The 19336-nt window shown below is 45.3% G+C and carries 16 protein-coding genes; 2 read left to right on the top strand and 14 right to left on the bottom strand.

Annotated features, from left to right (window positions below):
• Window positions 1–8 precede the first annotated feature (8 nt).
• The 7 genes from ACFQ3J_RS04430 to ACFQ3J_RS04400 form a co-directional block, all read right to left on the bottom strand.
• On the bottom strand, window positions 9–1568 hold the full coding sequence (locus ACFQ3J_RS04430) for an ABC transporter substrate-binding protein (RefSeq protein ID WP_251581365.1): 1560 nt from the start codon (window positions 1566–1568) through the stop codon (window positions 9–11).
• 40 nt (window positions 1569–1608) lie between these two features.
• Window positions 1609–2517 carry a carbohydrate ABC transporter permease gene (locus ACFQ3J_RS04425; protein WP_251581363.1) on the bottom strand — a complete coding sequence of 303 codons (909 nt, stop codon included), beginning with the start codon at window positions 2515–2517 and terminating at the stop codon, window positions 1609–1611.
• A 21-nt stretch (window positions 2518–2538) separates the two neighbouring features.
• Entirely contained in the window at window positions 2539–3477 is a 939-nt protein-coding gene (locus ACFQ3J_RS04420) for an ABC transporter permease (protein WP_251581361.1), read from the bottom strand.
• Between the two features lie 199 nt (window positions 3478–3676).
• Window positions 3677–5275: a response regulator transcription factor gene (locus ACFQ3J_RS04415; RefSeq protein WP_251581359.1), complete on the bottom strand. Its 1599-nt coding sequence runs from the start codon at window positions 5273–5275 to the stop codon at window positions 3677–3679.
• Window positions 5250–7049 carry a sensor histidine kinase gene (locus ACFQ3J_RS04410; protein WP_251581357.1) on the bottom strand — a complete coding sequence of 600 codons (1800 nt, stop codon included), beginning with the start codon at window positions 7047–7049 and terminating at the stop codon, window positions 5250–5252. The genes ACFQ3J_RS04415 and ACFQ3J_RS04410 overlap by 26 nt, the downstream gene beginning before the upstream one ends.
• A 374-nt stretch (window positions 7050–7423) precedes the next feature.
• Window positions 7424–10294, bottom strand: coding sequence for a family 10 glycosylhydrolase (locus tag ACFQ3J_RS04405; RefSeq protein WP_251581688.1), 2871 nt, complete (start codon window positions 10292–10294; stop codon window positions 7424–7426).
• Between the two features lie 439 nt (window positions 10295–10733).
• On the bottom strand, window positions 10734–11423 hold the full coding sequence (locus ACFQ3J_RS04400) for an N-acetylmuramoyl-L-alanine amidase (RefSeq protein WP_251581687.1): 690 nt from the start codon (window positions 11421–11423) through the stop codon (window positions 10734–10736).
• Between the two features lie 174 nt (window positions 11424–11597).
• On the opposite strand from ACFQ3J_RS04400, the gene psiE reads away from it, so the two are divergent.
• On the top strand, window positions 11598–12005 hold the full coding sequence (gene psiE / locus ACFQ3J_RS04395) for a phosphate-starvation-inducible protein PsiE (RefSeq protein WP_280142854.1): 408 nt from the start codon (window positions 11598–11600) through the stop codon (window positions 12003–12005).
• Between the two features lie 107 nt (window positions 12006–12112).
• Here the strand turns inward: psiE and ACFQ3J_RS04390 are convergent, their stop codons facing one another.
• The 5 genes from ACFQ3J_RS04390 to ACFQ3J_RS04370 form a co-directional block, all read right to left on the bottom strand.
• Window positions 12113–12568, bottom strand: a complete 456-nt coding sequence (locus ACFQ3J_RS04390) for a GNAT family N-acetyltransferase (protein WP_251581356.1) — start codon at window positions 12566–12568, stop codon at window positions 12113–12115.
• Between the two features lie 110 nt (window positions 12569–12678).
• Window positions 12679–13698: a pectinesterase family protein gene (locus ACFQ3J_RS04385; protein WP_251581355.1), complete on the bottom strand. Its 1020-nt coding sequence runs from the start codon at window positions 13696–13698 to the stop codon at window positions 12679–12681.
• Window positions 13699–13851: 153 nt separating this feature from the next.
• Window positions 13852–14178: an antibiotic biosynthesis monooxygenase family protein gene (locus ACFQ3J_RS04380; protein WP_091157205.1), complete on the bottom strand. Its 327-nt coding sequence runs from the start codon at window positions 14176–14178 to the stop codon at window positions 13852–13854.
• 98 nt (window positions 14179–14276) lie between these two features.
• Window positions 14277–14867, bottom strand: a complete 591-nt coding sequence (locus tag ACFQ3J_RS04375) for a DUF1273 domain-containing protein (protein ID WP_251581686.1) — start codon at window positions 14865–14867, stop codon at window positions 14277–14279.
• 146 nt (window positions 14868–15013) lie between these two features.
• A complete protein-coding gene (locus ACFQ3J_RS04370) occupies window positions 15014–15361 on the bottom strand; it encodes a hypothetical protein (RefSeq protein ID WP_251581354.1) in 348 nt (115 codons plus the stop codon).
• A 612-nt stretch (window positions 15362–15973) separates the two neighbouring features.
• On the opposite strand from ACFQ3J_RS04370, the gene hflX reads away from it, so the two are divergent.
• Complete coding sequence (hflX, locus tag ACFQ3J_RS04365; protein WP_091157210.1) at window positions 15974–17245, top strand: GTPase HflX; 1272 nt, start codon at window positions 15974–15976, stop codon at window positions 17243–17245.
• Between the two features lie 80 nt (window positions 17246–17325).
• Here the strand turns inward: hflX and ACFQ3J_RS04360 are convergent, their stop codons facing one another.
• Together ACFQ3J_RS04360 and bshB2 are read right to left on the bottom strand one after the other, a co-directional pair.
• Complete coding sequence (locus ACFQ3J_RS04360; RefSeq protein WP_251581353.1) at window positions 17326–18495, bottom strand: oxalate decarboxylase family bicupin; 1170 nt, start codon at window positions 18493–18495, stop codon at window positions 17326–17328.
• A 185-nt stretch (window positions 18496–18680) separates the two neighbouring features.
• Window positions 18681–19331 carry a bacillithiol biosynthesis deacetylase BshB2 gene (gene bshB2 / locus ACFQ3J_RS04355; RefSeq protein ID WP_091157214.1) on the bottom strand — a complete coding sequence of 217 codons (651 nt, stop codon included), beginning with the start codon at window positions 19329–19331 and terminating at the stop codon, window positions 18681–18683.
• Window positions 19332–19336 lie beyond the last annotated feature (5 nt).

The raw sequence follows: 19336 nt of genomic DNA, 5'->3' as shown, positions 1-19336 counted from the left end.
TTATCCTCTTACTTCTTCGCCAAAAATGCATCAAGCTGCTTCTGCTTCTCAGCTATAATCTTATCAATACCCGCAGCCTTCAGCTTCTCCGCGTACTTTGGAATCATTTCATTCGGATCCACGGCACCGGAGGTTAAGGCAGGCTTAAACTGCTTGTTAACATTGTTGACAGCTGCAATCTCGTTCTTGACCGGCTGGCTGTTGAACGTGAATCCAAGCGCAGGCGATTTCACACCTCTGGCATTAAAATCTTTAAATTTATCCCATTTTTCTGGATCTTCATTATCCCATAAGTAGTTTAGAAACTGATTACCAAGCTGCCACTGGGCACCAGGATTATAGGTCCGGTTATTCGGATCGGTTCCGTCAGGAAGACTGATAATGTTATCACTGCCTTCTTTTTTCACATAATGTTTGCCTTCTATTCCGAAATTAAGCAGATTGTTTACAACCGGGTCCGAGTGGAGCAAATTAATGACCTGCATGGCTTTCTCCGGATTCTCAGAAGTACGGGATATGGCAAGCATAGCTCCTGACGTGTCACCTGTCGTTATAGTCGGCTGTGTCATCTCAATCTGAGTCAGCGGAAATCCGACATAGCTTTCTTCTTCCTTGTCCTTGCCCGGCTTCATTCCGTCTGTCCACATAAACACTTTCCCTGCCTTGGCCTGATCCTTAGGGAAGACGGTTGAAGTCGCTGCATCACTATTAATGTAGCCGGCCTCATACCATTTGCGTGCAAGAGCTGCCGCCTCTTTGAATTCCGGTGTTTCTACTTCATTCAGCACCGTTGTTTCGGAACCCATCTTGCGTACAACACCCGGTACGGAAGCATCGCCAAGATAGTCCCAATCCAGATTATCGAGCAGACCATTTCCTGTAGAGTTGGACATATAGAATGGGGTCACACCCGGTTCATTCTCTTTAATCGTCTTAAGCAGCGGCTCCAGATCTGCCCAGGTCTTCACATTACTTATGTCCAGTTTATATTTCTCCAGCAGGTCCTTTCTAACAAGAACACCACGGGTAGCCGCCAGCTCTTTGTTACTCGGAACACCGTAATTCTTCCCATCGACTTGAGAGCCTTCGAGGAAGGCAGGATCCAGATTTTTGACAATGTCCTGCCCATGAGATTCCAGAAGATCGTTCAGCGGCAGGAATGCACTCTTCGCCACGTTTACGGTGTAATTTTGCCATGCTGCCGTAAAGATAATATCCGATTTCTCACCTGACGAGATCATGAGGTTCAGCTTGTTATCCCACTGTCCCCAGTCGATTGCATTAATCTTCAATGTTGCTCCAATCTTCGGCTCCATATACTTATTGATCTCTGCTTCCACCAGTGCAACATCCTTCTGAGGTGTTCCTGGGTAGAATAGAGAGACTTCATAAGGTTTCTCTGTTTTTCCTCCCGAATCAGTAGCTCCACTGGTTTCCGTGCTGCTGCTCGTAGGCTCGGCTTTTCCTCCTCCACAAGCACTGAGCACCATGACGAAGGTTAGGATTGCAGCAAGAAATAAAGGCTTTCTTCTAACGCGTGTCCCCCGAATCCTTCTCTGTTGATTCATTTGCATAGACCTCCCAATAATGGAATATGAACATATGAAACTAGCCTTTCACAGCTCCTACGGTCAGCCCCTTGATGAAATAACGCTGGAAGAAGGGATAGGCGAGCACAATCGGCCCAATCCCCACGACCGCCATAGCCATCTGCAGCGTTTTGTTCGGCAGATCCAGCATCCCGCCTTGTGAAGAGATCTGCGAAGCGACGTTGGAGTTGCTCGTTAAATACTGAATATCGAGCAGGGTCCGGTACATCAAATATTGCAGACTGATCGTTTTGTTATCCGAAATAAAGATCATGCTCAAATACCAGTCATTCCAATAATTCAGTGTGCTGAACAGCGCTACCGTTGCAAGGACGGGTAATGATAACGGCAGTACAATTCTGATAAATGTCCTCAGCTCTCCGGCTCCATCCACTCTTGCTGATTCGAGAATGGAGACAGGGATGGAATTGGCGAAGAAGGTCCGCATAACAAGTACGAAGAAAGGTGACATCAGCATCGGCATGATCAGAACCCATAACGTATTTTTCAAATCAAGCAGATTGACATAGACGAGATACCAAGGGACAAGACCGCCATTAAACAGCATGGTGAAAAATATGAAGAAGGCGAAAAAACCTTTGTATGGCAAATCCCGTCTGGACAGCGGATACGCGTAAAATGCGGTCAGTGCCACACTGATTACGGTTCCAACAACGGTAACGAAGATGGATACGCCGTAAGAGCGAACAATTTGCTCCATATCCTTGAACAAGAAATCATAGGCGCTGATACTAAACTGCTCGGGAATGAACTTATATCCGTTTGCGATGACCGTCGTTTCATCTGAGAGGGAAATGGACAGTACAAGCACAAGCGGCAGAATGCATATAACGGCATAGAAGATAAAAAAAGCATGAATAACCATCTTTGATCTACCCGATATATGCAGCGCTTTACTGGAACTCATATCAGGAACTCTCCTCCTTGATTAAAATAGTGCGTTATCTTTATCGATCCTGCGGACGATGGAATTGGACACCAATACAAGCACAAATCCAACCACAGCCTGGTATAGCCCTGCAGCTGAGGACATGCCGATGTCTCCACCAATCAGGAACGTACGGTATACATACGTATCAAGCACGTTAGTTACCGGGAACAGCGCACCGGATTCAAGCGGGACCTGATAGAACAGCCCGAAATCTGCATAGAATATTCGTCCGATCTGAAGCAGTGTCATTACAATCATCAGCGGATAGAGGAAAGGGACAGTTATATACCACACCTGACTCCATTTACCCGCGCCATCCAGCACCGCAGCCTCATAATACTCTTCATCAATACCAATTACCGCTGCCAGATAAATGACCACATAATAACCAATGTTCTTCCAGGTATTGACGAACGGCAGAATGTACGGCCAATATTCCGTCTCCGTATACCAATCAATCGGCTCCTTCCCGAATAGCGGCAGGAAGCTGGTGTTCATAAAGCCCGAATCTTTCCCCAAGAAGGCAAGCACCAGATAACTTACAACGATCATGGACAGGAAGTAGGGAAGCAGCATGACGGATTGATAAAATTTGGATGAGAATCTTCCCTTCACTTCACTGAGCAGTATTGCTAGACCTGCACCGAGCACCAGATTAAGAAGTATGAATACCACGTTGTAGGCCAGCGTATTACGTGTAATCTCCCATGCGTCCGAGGTTCCGAACAAATACTTGAAATTGTCCAGTCCCGCCCACGGACTCCCCAAAATTCCATCCGCGTAGTTGACGTTCTTGAATGCAATAATAACCCCAAACATCGGCAAGTAATTGTTGATGAACAAAAATATGACACCCGGCAAAAACATAAGGTACAGCACCTTGTATTTCTTAAGGTTGTACAGTATGGTTCTTTTTTTCTTTACTGTGTTCGGCATAGCTTACATTCGACTCCCCCTTCTCATATGCTTCACAGTCCCTCCTACTGCAGCGGTAGCTTTATTATAAGAAGGAGAGGGATCTGCCGAATATCAGGTCTTGTAACCCTTGGTATGTGTTTTAATGACATCAGCGATTGATATAAAAAGACGACCGTTCGTAAACGACCGTCCTTCATCCTTATTGCAGTTCTGTACGCTAACTGTTCTGTCTTCGATACTGCTGAGGAGTCACTCCTGTGTGCTTCTTGAACATTTTCGTAAAATGCTGATAATTGTAATACCCGACTTTACTTGCAATATCGGTTACAGTCGAGACTGATGTACAGAGCAGCTCCTTCGCTTTTGCAATCCTCGCCTGAGCAATATAGTCCGAAATGGACATGCCCTTTTCTTTTTTAAACAATCGTGATAAATAAGCCGGATGCAGCTCCGCAAACTCAGCAAGCTCCTCTCTGCCCAGATCCTGCTCTAGCCTTCCATCAATATAGAGACAGACCTTCTCAATTGCAGAATAGGTATGCTCCCCTTCCGGGTGGAGAAGAGAAGCTGTGCGTGTAATTAACTGATGTGCCCAATCTCTATGCGTTTGGATTGAGCCTGTTACTTCCCTCTCCAAGGGCTCATCTCCTGAGTATAAGCTGTGAAGAGCAATACCGTTCTTGTGCAGAAGCGGGATGATGGTGTGGAGAAGCCCGTGATAGAAAGACTCCAGCAGCTCAGCGGACAACGGACTTTGGTGCTGCATCCAATCCATGAGCTCATCTGCCTTCTGCAGTACTTCCTTGATTTTTCCTGTTGCCAGCAGCACCGCAATATCTTCAATCCAAGGCAGCGGCACCAGCTCCTTCAGGCCTGTTTGTCCAGTGCGATCTGAGTGGAGATAATAAACATCCTCACTCCCGGCGATATGGTGCCGATGTTCCTGCATCAGCATCTTGTAAGCCTCAGGCAGCTTCCATATGCTTGTATAATTGCCGATACAGCACGAGATCCGGGCTGAGAGATATGTACTGCATCTGGCAATATAGTCTTTGCAGTGATCCAGTATTCGATGGGCTGCGAGCGGCTCCTGGAGCAGGATAAGGACATATCCTCTCTGATCTAAAATTACATGTCCTGCTGCACCACTCAGCACGATCTCCTCGGCCGCATTACAAAGCCCGAACTCAAGAATGTCCAGGTCTTTGGCCGGGAATGTCCTGAGCCATTCCTCGACCTTAAATAGAATCGGCAATATGCTCGCACTGCCATCGACATCTGCGTGATAGATCAGCTTCAGCTCATTAAACTGAGATTCCGTGAGGGGCGATCGGCCTGAGTACAAATCCCTCCAGAATTTAGTGATTCGCTTCGTACTCCAGAATCTGTCTTCATTTAAATAGTCCATATACTGTTCTTTTAATCGGGCAAACTCATCGTCAAGACTCTTTTTCTCTATGGCACGCTTTACGGTTTGAACAAGATCAGCAGATTGAATCGGCTTCAGCAGATAATCGAAGCTATGCATCTGGATGGCTTTTTGAGCGTAAGAAAACTCGGCATGTCCTGTTAGAAAGATGGTCTCCAGCTGCGGGACATGCTCCCTGACCCACCATTGCAGGGATAAACCATCCTCCTCCGGCATCTCGATGTCACAGATCATGATATCGATCTTCTCTTGTATGAGGACTTCTCTTGCTTCGTCAGCTGACATCGCTGTATAAAACCGGTCGAATCCGATATCACTCCAATTCACGGCATGCTTCATGGCTTCCAGCGCGTAATATTCATCATCCACGATGAGCAAGCTGTACATTCTTATTCACCTCCCTGACCCTGCTCTCCACATAGTTAATCGTCAAGTACACAAGAGCTCCGCCATCAGGGCTGTTCTCAAACTGTATCTGAGGCTCTAATCCCTTCACTTTCTCAAGCCGGTGCTTGACATTCCATATCCCGATACTGCGTCCCGTTGCTTCTTCGGGAGGCAGCTCCCCCTGCTGAAGTCTTATTAACACGTCCTCTGCGAAGCCTGTACCATTATCCTGGATTTGTATTCTAAGCTTCTGTTCATCAGGGACCAGATACAAGGTAATATTCAGATGGAGTGTGCTCCTTCCTTTTCGGAAGCCGTGCACGATTGAATTCTCTACAAAAGGCTGTATCGTGAGCGGAGGGATCTGCATTTCTTCTATATCTGAATCCACCGTCAGCTCGTATTGCAGACGCTCAGGGAAACGCAGCTTTTGAATTTCGAGATAATTTTTAATATGCAGGAGTTCATCTCTAATCGTAATGAGGCTCCGATCCGCCTGCATGCTGAATCGAAAATAGCCGGCTAGATGCTCCGCCATCTTCTGAACGAGCTCATGCTTGTGAAGCGCTGCCAGGCTATGAATAATATGAAGTGAATTGAGATAGAAATGCGGATTGATCTGCATTTGAAGCTGCTTGAGTTCTGCCTCCTGTACACGAAGCTGCTCCTCGTACATGCCTATCTTCAGCTGCTGGACTTCTGCAGTCATTTGGTTGAAGGTATTTGTAACAAAAGTAAATTCAGGAGAAGAGGAGGGACCAAGCTTTACGTTCAAATCCCCCCTGCTGACCTTTCTCATTCCGGATATGAGCGTATTCATCGGTTTAAATAGAACCTGTCTCAAGAAGAAGAGAACCGAGACGAGCAGTATAACAGCTACGACCGGAATAAACCGGATAATCTGCTGAAATACAGGCAGGTTCCGAACAATGCTCGCTTCTGGCAGCATGACGACATAATGAATCGCTTCATCATGTGCGGGGATGTCAATTAGCAAATATCGTCCTTCGCGTGCTGAATCACCCACGATTTCGTAGAATGAATCCCTTTCAGACTTCCCCAATTGATAGGCCGATGCAAGACTAACCACCTCCTCAGGCACTACAGTACCAGAGAGTGCCTCTCCTTCTCCTGACAAAATAACCGCTCCTCCGCCTTCGCCCCAATCTGCACTGTGTACACGTTCATTCAAGCTGTTGATCGGCACCCATGCCCCGGCAATGAATTGCTCGTTAATACGAACGGTTTTTACTAAATGATAGGTTCCCTTGGTCTGTACAATTTCCCATTTGTGTGTCGGGACATCTACGCTCATCGAAGCAGCTGCGGGCATAATGGATGTGATCGCAGTAATTTTCTCGTCGTATCCCCGCTGTGTCGCAAGCAGCGTATCCTCATGAACGGTATCATACAAAAATAAGCCGTCCAAGAGATCATAGAATCCGAGATCAGTTCTGAATTTATTTACGATCCGCTGCTTGGCAATCGTGTAGTCACCACTGCCATATGGCAGAAAAAACAACGAGATAATATCCGGATCCTGTTCCCCTAAGCTATATAAATAGCGATTCGTTTCCTGAAGGATGCGCTCGTTCTCCTCGACATTTTTAAGGACATAATTACGATTCGTCAGTGATACCTGGTCGCGAACCACACTCATTGCATACACATTGTTAAAGTATAGAAACAGCACGAGCGGAGCCATGATCATACAGAAGCCGGTAATGAATTTAAAACGCAATGATGATCTTGAACGGAGTTTCATCTGCTGCATTCACCACTTCCTTAAATTCTTGAAAACGTTATCAGAAATGACATTTACTGTAATTCGCTGGAATCTTGGAGAATCCTTTTCCTTTCATTCCTGAATAGAGGATTATTTTTTAGTTCACTTCATTTGTCATTCATCCCAAGCAAATTGTCATGAAGGTTACATAACAAGTTATAGAATTACAATTAATGTGAAATGAACCACAATATATCCTCTTCTATTTTATTATGATAATGACATAAATTACGGATACGGCTAAGGAAAATGCAGATGCCGTTCATAGGCATGTATCAATAGACGCAGATGCATCCTGCAACAATTGATTTAGCGTGCGAAAAAAATGGCTCTGCGGATCTTCCACAGAGCCATTACTATTTTTACTTTTTCTGGGTAAGCGTCACCGCTCTGCTCCCCGTGCTCTCATTATGAAGCCGATCTGCAGCCGTAATTACATAGGTGTAAGTTCCCGGCGTTACGTCCTTATCCTCAAATATCTGCTTCTTCTGATCCGTGCGCTGTACCATTATTCGTATATTTCCCGCTTGTTCCAAGTCACCTGCTATACTTCCCTCGAAACGATAGATGACGTAATAGGCTTCATCACCGCCTCCCGAATTCCACTCCAGCTTTACTGCTTTATTGGTGGAATTGGCTTTTACTTTTACCGGAGCCATCGGTGCCTGATTATCAAGCCATGGCATCTCTGGGATCAGTGCCGGAGTACGATAGATGTCATTTTGGAGTCGGTCTGTAATTCCCAGTGCGTTATTCTCAAACCACTTTGCACTAAAGAAGGCTCCCCCCTTCACCTGCTCGTAGTTCCGGTTATATGCAATCTGATTCGGAATTTCCTCAGGATTCAGCCATCCATCTACGGTACCATTACGATATAGCGCCTGCCCGATATACAGGTGTACATTCTTATCTGTGACGATACCTTGCCACCAATCAATCAGTTTGTCGTATGCTGCTGGACTGTAACCCATGTACCAGTAGATTTGCGGCATTATATAATCGATCCATTCTTCTTCGACCCATCGCTTGGAATCCGCATAGATCGCATCATAACTACTGAGTCCATTCGTATCCGAGCCAGAAGGATCAGTGGACTTATTTTTCCAAATACCAAACGGACTTATGCCATACTTCAGTTCACCCTTCTCTTCCTTGATCGCTGCACCAACTTCCTGAACAAAACGGTTGACATTATCTCTGCGCCAATCTGCGATGTTCGTGAACTCGCCACTGTATTCCATATACGTATCACGATCTGGAAATTCCCCGCTTGCCGCAGGATATGGATAAAAGTAGTCGTCGAAATGGACACCATCAATATCGTAATTTCTTACAACCTCCATAATACTGTTGATGATGTAATCCTTCGCTTCGGGAACACCCGGATTGAAATACAGCTTGCCGCCGTAGGACTCCACCCATTCAGGATGCAGTCTGGCCGGATGATCCTCTGTCAGCTTCGTTACATCGTTGTGCATGCTCACTCGGTAAGGATTAAACCAGGCGTGAAATTCCATTCCCCGCTGATGTGCCTCCTCCAGCATAAATTCCAAAGGATCATATCCAGGGTCCTGACCTTGCACTCCTGTCAGCCATTCAGACCATGGTGCATATTCGGACGGATAGAATGCATCCGCTGTCGGCTTCACTTGGACAATCAATGTATTTATACCTGTGTCTTCAAGACGATTGAGAAGCTCACGGAACTGTTTCTGCTGCTCTACCGGATCGGTTGTCCCTTTCACCGGCCAATCAATATTCTCCACGGTTGCAATCCATGCCGCACGAACTTCGCGCTTTGGCGCCTCCTGCGGAAGATTTGCAACGATATAGGTTGAAGCACTCATTCCATTGTAAGTTACCATGATTCGAGAACCACCAACAGCATGAGCTGTTAATTCACCATCCTCGGACACCGAGACAATCTCCGGCCGGCTGCTGGTATAGCTAAGCCCTTCTGTAATTGGCACCGCCTCTGGAAGCATAGAATAAATCCCATTCACCTGGAATTCATCTGAATTACCGATGGTAAGAGCCGTGGGTCCGATAAGTTCCAAGCTTTGCAGCACAGGTACAGGTTCGGATACGGTAACGGCAAGCTCAGCACTTAATCCGCCATACTCGGCCCTAATCGTCGCAGTCCCAGCTGCATGGGCTTGTACCCTTCCTTGTTCGTCTACCGTGAGCACTTCCGGATGATCACTAATAAGGTCAGCCCCTTCTGCGATCAGATAGGGTGAAGCATAATTCGGATAGTCGGCATACAACCGAACGGCTTCGGAAGCGCCTATTTCCAGTTGAGAAGGTCCTGACATTTCAATAGATATAGGAAGAACTTCTCCTTCCGTTACTTCGACCTCAATCTCTTCTGACACGCCGCTATGTTCAGCCGTAATCAGTACTCTGCCTGGTGATATTGCGGTCATCGTTCCATAGGTATCACCAGTAACTATAGCAATAGATGAGTCACTGCTTGTGTAAGTGACCCCCTCTTCGAGCAGAATCGGGTGAGTCCCTCCTTCGTAGGTAGCATACGTAGTCAGTTTAGCTGAATTTCCTGCTTTGATCGGCTGACCTCCGGTAATATCAAGCCCATAGATGTCGTCCTCTGTATAAAAAGCACTCAGTCGATCGAAATAAAGAGCGCCTCTGTTCTTGTTGGTGTCTTTTGTTTCTGCCACATAAATATGATTAAGTTTGAGCGGGGGAGTAAGAGCAGCCGGGATCTGGAGGGTAATGTATTTCCAGCCTGTCCAGCTTAATCCTGAAGCTGAAGTGAAATCTGCAGCGGTCTTGATTCCGAGTGAGTCTTCTATTTGTGCTCTGAGCCAGTGATTTCCACCATCTCCATATACCCATACACCGAGTTTGGATGGCGTTCCTGGCAGAGGTCTTCCGATACCTCCCTGATCATTCTTAAACTGCAAATAAGCAGCAGAGGTTCCTGTTTTCCCTGTGAAATCATAGGTAAGATTAACGGCGTGATGTCCATAATATATCGTTTGAGGTCTGTCTACGAGGGATAAGGAGGCGGAATTGGCTCCAGCATAGAAGCTGGATAGCAGGCTGAGTGATTCGAATTCTTCAATCGTTTGCATACGTGGCTCTGTATGAATTTCCTCAGCGTAAGCTGTCATCGTTGTTGCCCTTAGGCTGGAACTTCCCAGCATTAGAAATAAAGAGATAATGAGTATGCATGACAGCAGCTGCTTCAAGGAACCCTTGTTGTACATTGACACGATTACTGATCACTCCTTCGTAAAGGTTGATTATTGTACCTACGTCACGATCGGGGCTCTTGTAGAGGGTGAATCTTGTACGCTCCTCTCTTCAATACTATTCATATGTTCTTCAATCTATTAATATATTATATTCGATAAAGAGTATGTTCTCCCCTAGCCTAAGTACCATTTTTAATTTTAATAGCGAAGAACGGCATATGCTGCATCAGGATGTTGCATAATTCGGGCAAACTCCTCAGCACAAAAAAATCGGCCATACTCGGGCCGACTCGTCAACAATAATTAATATATATAATCCTAGTTCAGATGTCGCTCATACATAAACCAGGAACAGAATCGAATAAAGGGAACGATGCCATGGTTGTGCCTCCCTTATTGGGTACAATTCTAATTACTATACCACAATATGGTAAATGAAGACATTGCTGACTTACTTCACTCTCAGAACTTGCCCTACATAAATGGTGTAATTCGCATCGAGATCATTCCATGTCTTAATATCTGCTATAGTACTGCCATATCGACGGCTCAACGCATACACCGTATCTCCGCTCACGACAGTATGATAGATAACATTCGTTTTCTTGACCAAGCTAAAATTTTTGACAAGTCCATTGACGTGACCACGAGCAACCGCATCTAGGTGGACACTTGATGCGAGCAGTGCTGCATCTGCAGCTGTATCTATGAAACCATTCTCCGTTAAGATCGCAGGCATATCAGATTCTCTCAAGACGTGGAAATTGGCTTGCTTCCGCCCTCGATCGATCATCGAGTTCATCTTCATAACCTCTGTATGAATGTTTGTCTGATAGGTTGTCGTCGGAGCTGCCGAGCCGGGATAGATGAAATCCTCGTAGCCTGTGCCCCCGCCAGCATTAATGTGAATAGACAAGAAGTAATCCGCTCCCCAAGCGTTCGCAGCATCTGTTCTTTGAGTCAATGTTACTGTCTCATCGCCTGTTCGGCTCATCAGCACAGAGACGTTCTGATATTCAGCCAGCAGAATAGAGCGTACCTTGGTTGCGATCGTAAGGGTCAGTGCTTTTTCTTGAAGTCCGTTTCCCACAGCTCCGCTATCTGTTCCTCCATGGCCTGGATCAATAAATATTTTGACCATATTGATCACCTCCACTCGCATTCTATGAATTTGTGCTCCGATATGCTTGGACATTTCGAATCGATTCATAGAGAAAAGTTACTTCTGTAATTGGACTGATTCGCATATGCTATTTATTGATTCATATGAAGCTATACAAGCTATATGCCTTGTCTGAGGTTAGGAGTGACTCATGTGAAAGAAGCCAAAAAGGAATCCTTCATCGCCAAGTATTTACAACAGCTGTTAAACGTCATGCTCTTACTGCTTGCTATCATCCTGTCTATGTTTCTTGTCCGTAAAACGATGGTCATCCTTGACAGCTTATTGATTCAAAGCGAGCCAACCTCCTACTACTATCTTACCGAAGGAATATTGGTTTATTTTCTATATTTCGAGTTTCTATCTCTTATTGTTAAATACTTTACGCATAATTATCACTTCCCGCTGCGTTACTTCATCTATATCGGAATCACCGCCATCATTCGGCTCATCATAATAAATCATGAAGATCCTATCGATACATTTACGTATTGTCTAGCCATTCTCGTTCTTGTGATTGCCCTCTTTATTACGAATACGAGGAATTTAGATGCGAATTAATAAATATGGAATCCATGCCAAAGGGGATCCTAATCTCTTGGCAGGAATTTATATAGTCAAAAAAGCAAGGATTCCATATTCTTCCTTAGAACTCCCAACCCGATACTTTACAGCAGTTTCGTCATGAAGACGCTATATGGATCTTCTATGTAATCCGCAAAAGGAGAACAATGCTCGAAGCCACATTTTTCATACAAGATCCTTGCCGGAATGAAATCGTCCGTCGATCCTGTTTCCAGGGACAGTCTGCGGTATCCACGGTTCCTAGCTTCTGTCATAATGTGATTCAGCATCAGCCTTGCCACACCTTTTCTCAGGTGACCACTCGCGGTACGCATCGACTTCACTTCACCATGCTCAGTATCCAGTTCCTTAAGAGCCCCGCACCCAAGCAGCTCCCCGTCTTCCCAGACACTCCAGAATGTGACCCCCGGCTGCTTCAACCCATTCACATCCAGTGCATGAACGCTTTCAGGAGGAGATTGATCCAGCATGCTTGCAATATGCTGTCTAATTAAATGTTGAATCTCCACACCGCTTAAATCATCAATTCTAATCTCCATCCGTAACCGTCACTCTCCCGTTTAGCTCGCATTTTTCTCATGATCTGTATACATCTTAACAGGATTTGACGGTGTAAAAAAGGTGGACTTTTGCTAGTACATAGATAGTTTTAGCTCTTATCCCGGATAGGATTCCAGCTGTCATTCCCCTTTAGAACCTCAGCCGGTGAATAGGTATGAAGCATCTCTGGCTCAATTCTCTTCGTCCACTCTACTCTCTCTCCCTCTGCACCTGGACCGTGGCTGCCATACTCAGCATATTCGACCGTCTGCTCTCGTTCCCGCTTCCCCCAATTATGCCAGCCCGCAGGGTGAATATGCTTCCCGAGATCACAATTGACAAATACGGTTTTGGCATATTCTCGCCAAGGTCTGCCCAAGTATACGCTCCCCGAATCCGCATTCCCCGTTAAGGAGCAGTCCCAGAATACATATCCGAAAGTCACCTCTTCGGCGGTAGATGCAGCAGTTATATACCCAGGGGAGGCTGTACCGTCTGCGCTTCCGTTTTCATTGACATGTCTGCGCTTGGAGAACAGCTCACAATCTACAAATACTGCCGTCGCCGAACCAAAAATAAAATCAACATCTCCCTCGATGTAACAGCATTCATAATATTGACGCACAGGGCGCCTAGGGAACATGTCACGCGGACCACCGAATCTCCCACGGTTGATCGGCGCCTCTGGAAGCGGCCCCGTGAACAAGGTATCCTGATGTCCGAGCAATCGACAATGGTAGAAGGATACCCGATCTCCGTCTACATAGGCCGCAATGGCTTGTCCGATCTCCTTTCCATAGCCTGCGCTGTTCTCTATCGTCAAATGACTGACCGATACGTCATCACTGGAAATAAGCACTGTATAGGTATTAAAAGTGTGATAAGGACTGCCGTCCGGAAATAACTTATGAGCATAGTCTCCATATGTAATGATCGTGTCTTCTGCGTTCTCGCCGATCAACCGGACACCCGGCTGGTTCAGATGAATTTTTTCTTGATATATGCCTGATTTGATGAAAATTGTGCAGGACTCAGAGCTTCCGGCTCTAAGACTCAGGATCTGATCAATCGCTTCTTGAATTGAATTAAAGTCAGCCGTCCCGTCTTGAGCTACGGTAATTTCAATCACATTAATCCCCCTCCTATTAGCAAACAATCCTAAGACTGAAAGAGTTCTTCTAACAAACTGTTATTAACTGATTACGATTTGCGTTTACGCGAACGAACTAAATATAATACAATTCCTATCAATAGTGCTAACAGAGCTGATTGCCGATATGTATTATTCAGTAACAGCAGCCTTCACGTCATACATGGAAACTTTAGTCTCCAGCAAGTAATCAGGCTTCTCTTGATTCCGGCTGTTCCGATGTCCGGCAATATGAGCAGGGCTCTTCTCCCAAGCCTTCCAGGCATCTTCCGATTCCCAGCGGATCATGACGACAACCTCTTCTACTTCTTCATCCTTCTTGCGATTCTTCTTCACCATCACAGTACGATCAATAAATCCTGGAATTTCCGTCATAGGACCGCCAGGCTGACCGAAACGCTCAACAACAGCATCGCTGAAGCCTTCTTTAACTGTAATTACTCTCATTTGAATCAACATGTGAACATCCTCCATATCATAGAAAAGTATAAAAATATACTAAACGATAATGATTATCAGTGTCAATAAAGGAGTGTTCTACACATTATTCAAGATATTCAAATCCAGTCGATCTCCTCGCCATTCCCATCTTCAGGGATGATTGAAGCGCTTATCTCGTCAGCAATATTTTGAATATCCTCCGAATAGATAAGTGTTATACCATATCCATCCTCTTGGTGCTTTTTAAGCGCTTTTTCTTTTATATAACGCGGACTTCCGGGGCCATTTTCTTCATCGTAGACTAGTAATATATGCTCTGTCTTGCGAAAGAGAAGCTCGTCTCTTGCCTGAAACTGCCACGGACCGGCATATGGCTGCTTGCTGACCACTCCGTAGTAATCCACATTCCGCATGATTTCTTCGAAATATTCCTTCTTATCGTCCGACCATTTCTCTTCCGGATTCATAAATGCAGAAATAATGGACAGCTTCAGCTCCGGATATTGCTGCTTCAATTCAATGACAACTTCACATGCCCACAGATCTACACCATATTGACCCGGGGTGATGACCCACTCTGTTCCCTCCTCTATGAGAGTCAACAGCTTGGATCGGATCGCTTGCTTAATATAAGGAATACCGGGGTGCTTCTGATTGAAGATGCCGAGCTCATTGGCCCGGTATCCAGTAACTAACAGGTTTTTCATCATCTATCTTTGTAATACCGCCCTTCTAGTTCATCTTTATATCGTAACATATATGAATCAATTTCATAATGCCTTTCGCTGCTTAAATCAAAGGTATATAATTTCGAATTCACCTTATTCATGATTTATGAAATTGATTCACATTTTTATTTTTTGTTCACAATAAGCAGTTCTGTTCTTCGTGTCTCATAGGTATGAGATATACCTTCTTCTGACAGGATTCCGAGTTTAATCAAGCTGGCTATTTTCCCAGTATCCGCCTTAGACATGAGTTTCCACACCTCTGGATCTGGTAATGCTTGATATAGCAGCTCATCATCATATTCTTTCCTGCTTTGAACTACAATTTTGGCTTCATATTCTCCATGCACCATGCTGTCCGTATTCTGTGCAATAAGATGCTCAATCATCTCTTGACGCAGACTTGACAGCTCGTCTTCTATTTCTTTCTTCAACTTCTTAAGCTCATAATAACGCTCCATTTGACCTATCATCTCATCGTCACGCTCCTCTCCATTTAAGTGTATGCAGTAAGGCCAGGTTCAAGGACAGATCAACAGCTCAGCTGGTAGAAAACAGTTATAGTCAACGCATGCCCATTGAATTATGTATAGAGCTATGCTAAGATAGCGTTAACTTTAGGAACGGAGGGATACCGCTATGATTAATTGGATTCGAGTTAGATTTTCTTTTGCCCTTAACTAAATAGGCAAAGACTCTGCTCTTATGTGTAAGGCAGAGAACTCGGATTCGATCTATCCATATGCTGGTATTTCACAGAAGATAGACGAAGAGGACAGGAGTGAGATCCCTGGCCTCTTTTCTTATACACTTAAACGGGTGTGTCCTTAACCTGCCGCATAAATTATGTATTAAATCATGCCTATTGTGCAGTGTGAGTATAGGACCCTTACGGTATAAGATGCCTGTAGAATATGCAGCTGAACACTGGTTATTTCAGTTGTACCGCTGCATGTTCACAGATCTAAGTCCCCTACCTGGCTGTACCCCGTAGTTACTCCGAGTTCTCTTGAACCTGTACACAGGCAGAAGGTTTAGCCTGTGTTTTTTTAATTTTCAGGTGTAAACAGAAGGAGGACAATGGTATGACACAACCATTTATAGATAAAGCAGTTATTGTAGGACTACAGCTGAACAACCAAGAGGATTTCGAACACTCTATGGAGGAGCTTGGCAATCTGGCCAATGCTTGCGACATCGAGGTTGCCGCAGTGCTGACGCAGAAGGCAGAACGTGTACATCCCGCGCACTATATAGGCACTGGTAAGATTGAGGAGCTCACCGATTTACTGAAGATGCTGGAGACCACCATTGTGATCTTCAATGATGAGCTCTCCCCTTCTCAGGTTCGTAATCTTGAGAAAAGACTGGATGCCGCTGTCCTGGACCGGACAACACTGATCCTGAATATATTTGCCGAGCGTGCGAGATCTAGAGAATCTCAGCTCCAGGTAGAGCTGGCAAGGCTTCAATATGTGCTCCCAAGATTGTCCGGGATCAGCTCTTCCTCGGGCAGACAGCGCGGCGGGGTCGGTACCAAGAACAGGGGCTCAGGAGAAACCAAGCTGGAATTAAGCCAAAGACGGATTGAAGAGAAAATTACAGAACTGAACCGAGAACTGGAGCTGCTCGTATCCCAGCGCCAAACGCAGCGCAGACGTCGCCAGAAGACTGAGATGCCGGTAGTGAGTCTCGTCGGCTATACGAATACAGGCAAATCCAGTCTCATGAATGCTATGCTTGATAAATACGATGCGGCAAGCGAGAAAGCTGTACTGGCCAAGGATATGCTCTTTGCCACCCTGCAGACCTCGGTAAGACAAATCTCACTCCCAGATCGTAAGAAATTTCTTCTAACCGATACCGTCGGATTTGTAAGCAAGCTTCCGCATCATCTCGTGAAGGCTTTTCGTTCTACGCTGGAAGAGGTGCTTGAATCCGATCTGCTTCTGCACGTTGTAGATGCAAGTAACCCTGATGCTGAGCAGCTCATTGAAGTGACGAATCAAACGTTAAAGGACCTGGGTGCCGATAAAATTCCAGTCATCTATGTTTATAACAAAATCGATCTGCGCAGTGCATTATTGAATGAGATGCAGGTTCGTAAACCGGCCATATTCGTATCAGCCAAGACGGGGCAAGGATTAGACTCGTTGGAAACTGCCATCAAGGCACAGCTGTTCGGACATTATGAACGAGTTGCGCTTAACATTCCATATGATCAAGGACATCTTCTCTCCTATTTCCATGAGCATGCGAATGTTGAAACCATTCAATATGAAGAGGATGGAACCAAGCTGACTATTGAGGCCTCCCCGGTTGAAGTGAAGAAATGGAGCCATCTGCAAGCAGAATAGAGGATTAAATAATTAATAGAGGGTGTCCGCCCGTCATCGAAGATGATTGTGGACACCCTCTTTTGCTTGAGTCCGATTGTCTAAAAAAATCCGGGATACTTCACTACGGGCCACTTCTCTTTGCGCAGCGCACCCAGTAATTCAGGACCCACATTCAAGTTGCTGTGAACAAGTTCTTTAGGCGTTAGTGCCATCCACTGATTTAGAGAAACGTCTTCAAAGCGGTCACTTTTGAACATCTCTAAGAACCACAATGTGTCAGTACCCGTATTCTGAATATAATGTCCCGTCACGAAGGGGACATATCCAACATCGCCTGCTCTATAATCAAATGTACGAGCTGCACCGTCTCCAGTAAATACGGTCATTCTTCCCTGTCCGGTAAGGTAATACTGCCACTCATCGTTATTCGGATGCCAGTGAAGCTCTCTCATTGCACCCGGTTCAATCTCAACGAGTGCTGCTGCGATTGTTCTTGATATTGGAAAGTTAGAGGAATCTACAATTCGTACACTACCACCAGGGGTTTTAATGGGTTCTTGTTCCATCAGCCCGTGCTTGAAGGTTAAGGGAACTTCTCCGTAGGGGGACTGGACTTCTTGACTTGTTATAGAACCCGGTACTTCTCCCTGATAGATATACACCTGTTCAGCAGGTACCGAGTCGAAGGCACTCTCTGGCACTCCGAAATTAGCGGAGAGCACCTCTTTTGGAGTATGGGCAAACCAATCGGAGATCGACAAGGTGGATAGATCAGAGAAATTTCCGTCATCGAAGACGAGCAGAAATTCACAATGCTCCAACCCCTGAATCGAATGCGGGATACCTGGAGGAAAGTACCACAGATCACCTGGACCAACGTCAGCAATAAAATTCCTTCCTTGCTGATCAACAGCCGTTATACGTGCTCTTCCTAACAGCATATAAGACCACTCTGCTTGTTTATGCCAGTGAAGCTCACGTACTCCCCCAGCCGTTAAGCTCATATTTACTCCAGCAAGGGTGGTCGCGATCGGAAGCTCCCGCACAGTGATCTCGCGAGACCATCCCCCATGATTTAGCTTCATTGAAGTATCTGAGAAGGAGAATTTCAGATTAGGAACCAGTCCTGCATCTGTAATCGGTGGGACGAGCATATCGGGATTTTGAAGATCTCGCATTATATTTCGCGGTCCCTTGTCAATCGCTCCGGCCCCATCACTGCGGATGGGCTGTGGTACATTTTCTCCTTTATTAGTGCGTTTGTCCATCACTAAGCTCCTCTTATAAGGGATTTTAATAAGAAGATTATATGAATTACCAAATCGATTATATTCATCAGCTTATTTCAGACATCAAATGTCCATAATTAAAAATAGCCAACCCCTTGTTCATTAAGGGATTGGCTATTGATCTTTTTATCGATTAGGCATACGTATTCGTTATATTTTCAGCCCTATTTTAATGGGTAAGTCCAGAAATATTCAGTCTTCAGTCGATCTGCAAATTGCTTGTCCTTAAGAAGCGACTCGCCTGATAGAATGCGGAACTGTGAACTGTGCGCTGCAATGGACTGTACCTTGTTCAGCTTGTAATCCTGAATGTCGTAGAACACATCCGGTTCACCGATCGCTTTCTTATGACCATTGGAGAACGCAAGACATTGTACGACGGGTCTTCGATCCTGATCCATCGCTTCAACCACTCTGACAACCGCTTCGCCCGTTGCATCATGGTCTGGATGTACACTATAACCTGGATAAAATGTAAATACAATAGAAGGATTTAATTCTTCAATCAGTGCAGAGATCGCTCCGTCCAATAGATTACGGTCTTCGAACTCAATCGTTTTGTCATGAAAGCCCAGCATACGTAAATCTTGAATCCCGATGACTCTACAGGACTGCTTCAGCTCTTCCTTACGGATCTCCGGCAGCGTGACCCGGTTAGCAATTGGAGGATTACCCATATTACGTGCCATTTCTCCCAGTGTGAGACAAGCATATGTAACATGTGCACCTTCATTTGCAAATTTGGCTAACGTTCCCGACAAACCAAATGATTCATCATCCGGATGCGGAAGTACAACTAATATATTTTGCGTCATAAGAA

It is taken from the genome of Paenibacillus provencensis, from assembly GCF_042678545.1.
Taxonomy (GTDB): Bacteria; Bacillota; Bacilli; order Paenibacillales; family Paenibacillaceae; genus Paenibacillus; species Paenibacillus provencensis.
Note: the sequence above shows the minus strand (reverse complement) of the source record. Positions and strands in the feature narration are given on the sequence as shown.